Source organism: Anabaena sp. UHCC 0187, assembly GCF_009712035.1.
Classification (GTDB): Bacteria; Cyanobacteriota; Cyanobacteriia; order Cyanobacteriales; family Nostocaceae; genus Dolichospermum.
The window spans coordinates 757802-764033 of record NZ_VILB01000013.1; the positions used below are offsets into that span (position 1 = coordinate 757802).

The 6232-nt window shown below is 38.1% G+C and carries 9 protein-coding genes; 8 read left to right on the forward strand and 1 reads right to left on the reverse strand.

The window, feature by feature from the left end:
• Positions 1-334: 334 nt before the first annotated feature.
• The 5 genes from FJR11_RS16385 to FJR11_RS23330 all read left to right on the forward strand — a co-directional run bounded on the left by FJR11_RS16385 (position 335) and on the right by FJR11_RS23330 (position 2776).
• Positions 335-1525 carry a M20 family metallopeptidase gene (locus FJR11_RS16385; RefSeq protein ID WP_168505495.1) on the forward strand — a complete coding sequence of 397 codons (1191 nt, stop codon included), beginning with the start codon at positions 335-337 and terminating at the stop codon, positions 1523-1525.
• 75 nt (positions 1526-1600) lie between these two features.
• The gene (locus FJR11_RS16390) at positions 1601-1912 is read left to right on the forward strand and encodes a chromosome segregation ATPase (protein WP_174763064.1); all 312 of its coding nucleotides are present in this window, start codon (positions 1601-1603) and stop codon (positions 1910-1912) included.
• Between the two features lie 7 nt (positions 1913-1919).
• Positions 1920-2336, forward strand: coding sequence for a DUF2809 domain-containing protein (locus FJR11_RS16395; protein WP_168505497.1), 417 nt, complete (start codon positions 1920-1922; stop codon positions 2334-2336).
• Positions 2314-2538 (forward strand): DUF167 domain-containing protein, encoded by a 225-nt coding sequence (locus FJR11_RS16400; RefSeq protein ID WP_168505499.1) that lies wholly within the window; start codon positions 2314-2316, stop codon positions 2536-2538. The genes FJR11_RS16395 and FJR11_RS16400 overlap by 23 nt, the downstream gene beginning before the upstream one ends.
• Entirely contained in the window at positions 2528-2776 is a 249-nt protein-coding gene (locus FJR11_RS23330) for a hypothetical protein (protein WP_217358236.1), read from the forward strand. The genes FJR11_RS16400 and FJR11_RS23330 overlap by 11 nt, the downstream gene beginning before the upstream one ends.
• Here the strand turns inward: FJR11_RS23330 and FJR11_RS16410 are convergent.
• Positions 2768-3622 (reverse strand): mechanosensitive ion channel family protein, encoded by an 855-nt coding sequence (locus tag FJR11_RS16410; protein ID WP_168505500.1) that lies wholly within the window; start codon positions 3620-3622, stop codon positions 2768-2770. The two genes, FJR11_RS23330 and FJR11_RS16410, sit on opposite strands and share 9 nt — an antisense overlap.
• Positions 3623-3913: 291 nt before the next feature.
• Here FJR11_RS16410 and leuB point away from each other — a divergent pair, with 291 nt between their 5' ends.
• From leuB to FJR11_RS16425, 3 genes are all read left to right on the forward strand, one after another.
• The gene (gene leuB, locus FJR11_RS16415; protein ID WP_168505502.1) at positions 3914-5008 is read left to right on the forward strand and encodes a 3-isopropylmalate dehydrogenase; all 1095 of its coding nucleotides are present in this window, start codon (positions 3914-3916) and stop codon (positions 5006-5008) included.
• A gap of 85 nt (positions 5009-5093) precedes the next feature.
• The gene (locus tag FJR11_RS16420; protein WP_168505504.1) at positions 5094-5354 is read left to right on the forward strand and encodes a hypothetical protein; all 261 of its coding nucleotides are present in this window, start codon (positions 5094-5096) and stop codon (positions 5352-5354) included.
• Positions 5355-5381: 27 nt separating this feature from the next.
• The gene (locus FJR11_RS16425) at positions 5382-6203 is read left to right on the forward strand and encodes an A24 family peptidase (RefSeq protein ID WP_168505506.1); all 822 of its coding nucleotides are present in this window, start codon (positions 5382-5384) and stop codon (positions 6201-6203) included.
• The last annotated feature ends 29 nt before the right edge of the window (positions 6204-6232 follow it).

Below are 6232 nucleotides of genomic sequence, written 5' to 3' on the forward strand. Positions count from 1 at the left end.
GTCAGGAAGAATGAACAATAAAAATTTCACCCCTACACTCCTAAAACACAGATACCCCCGGTTCATTTTTGTTGTGAACCAGGGGTATCTCATAATTGGTAGACTATAAATCTTTCGGTATACTCAAGTTGAGACTAATATACACCCTTTCTTCCCATCTGCATAGTTCTGTAATAACAATTTATATAATTTTTGTATACTCTTAATTATTTCTTTATATTTAAGGTTAGCCAAAGTAGCAAATTTCCCATCTTGTCTTGTTACACTAGCAGCATTTTAGCTATAAGCAGTTCTCTATGATGGAATACAGGGTTAATGAATTAGAATTATTGTCATGCTAAACCGAATCAAAGACTTAACAACAAATATAGCACCCCGCTTAGTCGAAATTCGCCGACATATTCATGCACATCCAGAATTAAGCGGAGAAGAATATCAAACCGCTGCTTTTATTGCAGGTGTATTATCTGCCAATGGCTTACACGTAGAAGAAGGCATAGGTAAAACAGGTGTAATCGGGGAATTGCAAGGAACTCAACCTAGTGATAGGATATTGGCAATTCGCACTGACATGGATGCTTTGCCCATTCAAGAACGCACAAGTTTAGAATATGCGTCTCGGATTGAAGGAGTCATGCACGCTTGTGGCCATGATATTCATACTACAGTAGGTTTGGGGACAGCAATGGTACTTTCCCAAATCGCCCCAGAATTGGGTGGAAAGGTGAGATTTTTATTTCAACCAGCCGAAGAAATTGCCCAAGGTGCAAACTGGATGGTAAAAGATGGAGTTATGAATAATGTTGCGGCTATTTTAGGGTTGCACGTTTTTCCTTCCATTCCCGCTGGTTCAGTTGGTATCCGCTATGGTGCGCTAACAGCAGCCGCAGACAGTTTAGAAATTATTATTCTCGGTGAATCTGGACATGGTGCGCGTCCCCATGAAGCCATAGATGCGATTTGGATTGCAGCCCAGGTGATTACATCATTACAACAAGCGATTAGTCGTACACAAAATCCTTTACGTCCTGTAGTGTTGAGTATTGGACAAATTAATGGTGGAAGAGCGCCAAATGTAATTGCTGATAAGGTACAGTTATTAGGAACAGTACGATCACTTCACCCAGCAACCCGCGACAAACTACCACAGTGGATTGAAAATATAGTTGCTAATGTTTGTAATTCTTACAACGCTAAATATCAAGTTAATTATCATCAAGGTGTACCCAGTGTCCAGAATGATAATGCCTTAACACAATTATTACAATCCTCTGCGGAAGAAGCTTGGAGTAATGATCGTGTACAGATTTTACCAGAACCATCATTAGGTGCAGAAGATTTCTCCGTTTATTTAGAACACGCCCCTGGTTCAATGTTTCGCTTAGGTGTAGGCTATGAAGAGAGAACGATTAATCATCCCTTGCATCATCCGCAATTTGAAGTTGATGAATCTGCTATTATTACGGGAGTAGTCACCTTAGCTTATGCAGCTTACAAATATTGGCTAAATAAGTCAGAACTATGATTTGGGTGATTAATGAATCACAAAAATCACAGTTCAGATTCTTTAAATAAATTTCCGAAAATTACACTGTCAATCATGCCACCAATCGAAACGATAGATTCAAACTCATCAGAACAAAGCACTAATAATTGGTATTTGGTAAGTGTCCGTTCTAAAAAACGAGAAGTATTTTTGAAATATCTGAATTTAGCTATTAGCCAAAATCAACTACAAGACTTGGTAATAGATATTAAAAGTCCCCAAGATGCAGTTTATCAAGATATTGTTTTATTAAATATCAGTAATTTCAAAACTGCTTATATACAACTTAAAAAAATCGAATGTTTCCAAAACATCGAACGGAAACCTTTAGCATTAGCACAAGTCAATAGAATGTTGGGTATGTAGTTAAAAAATGTCCCGCAACCGTCAACAAACCAAATTAATCATCATTTCTATACTCATCGTTATAGCGATGGGTTTTTTCTTTAAATATTATCCAGGCATAGGACATCAATGGTTTAATAATTATGGTGCAGCGATATTTTATGAAATCTTTTGGTGCTTATTTGCTTTTGGGTTTTTCAGAAGCCCAAAAGCAGTTATTCAAATCCCTATCTGGGTTTTTATCCTTACCTGCATTGTCGAATTTTTACAACTTTGGCATCCACCCATATTAGAAGCCATTCGTGCTACCTTCATAGGTAAGTTATTATTGGGGACTACCTTCGCTTGGTGGGATTTTCCTCATTATCTATTAGGTTCTATTTTTGGTTGGTTATGGCTAGAAAAAATCCGAGGAATAGATGATGCAAAAAAGAGTAAAAGTTAAACCAAATTCTAAACAGCAAAAAATTGAAGAATTAGCAGATGGTAGTTTAACTGTACATCTCAAATCACCACCAGTAGACGGTAAAGCTAATGAGGAATTAATTAAACTACTAGCCAAAAAATTTGATGTTGCTAAATCCTCTATCAGAATTAAATCTGGTGCAACATCTCGACAAAAGGTAATTGAAATTGATGGAATTTAGGGACTGGGGACTGGGGACTGGGGACTGGGGACTGGGGACTGGGGACTGGGGACTGGGAAGCAAGGGAGATAAAAAGAAATATTTTGTGCTTCTTGCCTTTTCCCAATTACCAATTACCAATTACCAATTACCAATTACCAATTACCAATTACCAATTACCAATTACCAATTACCAATTACCAATTACCAATTACCAATTACCAATTACCAATTACCAATTACCCAATTATTAACCTAATTCTGAGGGATTAGGGATAACATCATGTCCTTGATTTTGAGATAAACTATTAACTGTATAACGCTGTTCAGGAACTGGATAATTAGCTTCTCCAAAGGTTTCACGAATGACTTTATTAGTATCGAAATAGACCTGCCAATAGTGAGCATTATTACAATAAGGACGGACTGCAAGTACAGAACCGGCTAAGTTAAAGGTGAGAATTTCTACATCTGGGGCTGGATTTTGGAGGACATTAGGGATTTGGCTGATTCTCGCTTTTAAAAGAGAAATTGCTTGATTATGATCGACATCATGAGCTAGTTGAGCCAATAAATCAACACGACGATAAGGGTTAGTTGAATAGTTTTGAATATTGTCAGCAAAGATTTTGTTATTTCCCACAATTGTCATCACATTATCAAGTGTATTTAAAGAAGTTATAAACAGTCCAATTTCCACAACAGTTCCTGTGACACCTCCGACTGTAATAAAATCACCAACTTTGAAAGGTTGGAAAATAATTAAAAATGCTCCTGCGGCAAAATTAGCCAGCAGTCCCCCCCATGCTGCACCAATAGCAATACCAACCGCAGCCAGTAATGCAGCAAAGGAAGTTGTTTCTACACCAAAGAAGCCAAGAATTGCGACAACAAGAATAACTTTCAATGTAATATCAATGATATTTAACAGATAGCTAATGAGTGTTGGTTCAAGATTTTGGCTTCTGAAAGCACGTTTTAAAAGTTTTACTCCAAATTCAATCAATTTTTGACCAATTAGCCAGAGAAGAATTGCACCGACAACTTTCAGTCCAAAAGTAGTTAATAGTTCGGCTGCAACTTTACTAATCTGTTGGAAATCCATAAATTATGCTTTTTTTGTATTTTTAACACAATCAAGATAAAGTTAATTCTAGCAAAAAGAAATAGAGATAATTTTTTAGTTGCATGAATAAGTAATCCGAGAGAATTAATTACACACATTGTTTTTCCGTTCCCTGTTCCCACTCTCCACGAATGAATTTAATTTTGTCCAAACACTGACTAACTAAATCGTATTCAAGCCATATTGATTAAAAAAAATTAAATACTTTATTTGGCACAATTGCTAGGTATGATATTTTATCTGCAAACATTTACCCAGTAATACCTAACTATGACTCAAAACTACCGCATTACCTTACTCCCTGGCGATGGCATTGGTCCCGAAATTATGGCCGTAGCGGTGGACGTGCTAAAAATCGTTGGTAAACGCTTTGATTTTTCCTTAGAATTTTCCACAGCTTTAATTGGTGGTGCTGCTATTGACGAAACCGGCGAACCTTTACCCGCTGTTACCCTAGATATGTGCCGTCATAGCGATTCCGTCTTACTTGCTGCTATTGGTGGTTACAAATGGGACTCTCTCCCCTCAAATTTACGCCCAGAAGCGGGTTTATTAGGACTGCGGGCGGGATTAGAACTATTTGCTAATTTACGTCCTGCAAAAATTATCCCCCAGTTAATTGACGCTTCTACCTTAAAACGGGAAGTTGTGGAAGGTGTGGATATTATGGTGGTGCGGGAACTCACCGGCGGGATTTATTTTGGTAAACCCAAGGGCATTTTTGCGACAGAAACCGGAGAAAAACGCGGTGTAAATACGATGGTTTACACAGAGTCAGAAATTGAACGCATTGGCCGCGTAGCTTTTGAAACAGCGCAAAAACGTGGTGGTAAACTCTGTTCTGTGGATAAAGCCAATGTCTTGGAAGTATCTCAACTTTGGCGGGAAAGAATTACACAACTTTCTTCAGAATACACTGATGTTGAATTATCTCACTTGTATGTAGATAATGCTGCCATGCAATTAGTTCGCGCTCCCAAACAATTTGATACAATTGTTACAGGAAATTTATTTGGTGATATTCTCTCTGATGCTGCGGCGATGTTAACTGGTAGTATAGGAATGTTACCTTCCGCCAGTTTAGGTGCTGATGGTCCCGGTGTTTATGAACCAGTTCACGGTTCAGCCCCTGATATTGCTGGACTTGATAAAGCCAACCCCTTAGCGCAGGTTTTAAGTGCAGCAATGATGTTGCGTTATGCTTTAAACCAACCAGAAGCAGCAGACTTAATTGAAAATAGCGTGTTACAAGTTTTAGAACAAGGTTATCGCACAGGAGATATTATGTCCCCAGGAATGAAACTTGTAGGCTGTCGGGCTATGGGCGAGGCATTAATGCAAATTCTCGAATTAAAATCACATTAAAGTATAAATCTGGAAATTTTAGCATCTATTGTTAAAACTTTCAGATAAACTAAGAACAAATCTATAACCCACATAAAAGCTAATTGTGTACGCTTTACAACAAGAACAGGCAACTTTTACCCACTCCAAAAAGCATCCTTCTTTGATTGATCCTACTGTAATTAGAGCAGCTAGTCATATCTACTATACCTACTGTGAAGTCCATCCAGAAATAGTAGGAAAAGCCACAGGAGTAGCAATCAGTCGGGTAACTCATAGGGGTAAAGTGATTTTTACTCAGTACCCAGTGCTGTTACCACAGGAATGTTTTGTACCGTTGAATCAAATTGAGTCCTATATGTATTAGTCAACTTGACAACTGACAAATAACAATATGGACATTTTGATGAATATCCCAGTTAGTATCATTGTTTTTGCTTTGGGAGCATCTCTGGGTAGTTTTATTAATGTTGTGGTTTATCGGCTACCGGCTGGCTTATCAGTGCTGTGGCCACCTTCTCGTTGTCCTAAGTGCTTCAATAGCTTGAAGGCTTATGATAATGTCCCGGTTTTCGGTTGGTTGTGGTTAAAAGGACGGTGTCGTTATTGTCAAACTAAGATTTCTGTCCGTTATCCATTAGTAGAGACATTGACGGGGATAATATTTTTAATAGTATTTTGGGTTTTTCAATTTTCAATTTTCACCCTCGGATATTGGGTTTTTTGTAGTTGGTTATTAGCTCTATCTTTCATAGATTTAGATACAATGACCTTACCCAACTCCTTGACTAAATCGGGATTAATTCTAGGGATAGTCTTTCAAATGGCTGTTGGTTGGTTATCAGAACCAACTATGGCAGGATTATCAAAACGCTTAATAACAGGAATAGCTGGTGCAGTTCTGGGTTTATGGCTGTTTGATGCGATCGCCCTTTTAGGTTCTATGGCTTTTGGCAAAACAGTTATGGGTGCAGGTGACGCTAAATTAGCCGCTATGATGGGAGCATGGTTAGGATGGCGTTATTTACTACTAGCGGGTTTTATTTCCTGCGTCTTGGGAGTATTTATCGGTGGTGGTGCAATTATCCTCTCTCGTCACCAAATGGGACAAAAAATGCCTTTTGGACCTTTCCTAGCTTTAGGTGCGGTAATCACGGTGTTTAGCGGTGAAACCATTTTGTCCCAATATATGAGATTATTTTTGCCTGGATCTTAATATCATTTTTTAAATCTTTTTTTGTTTCA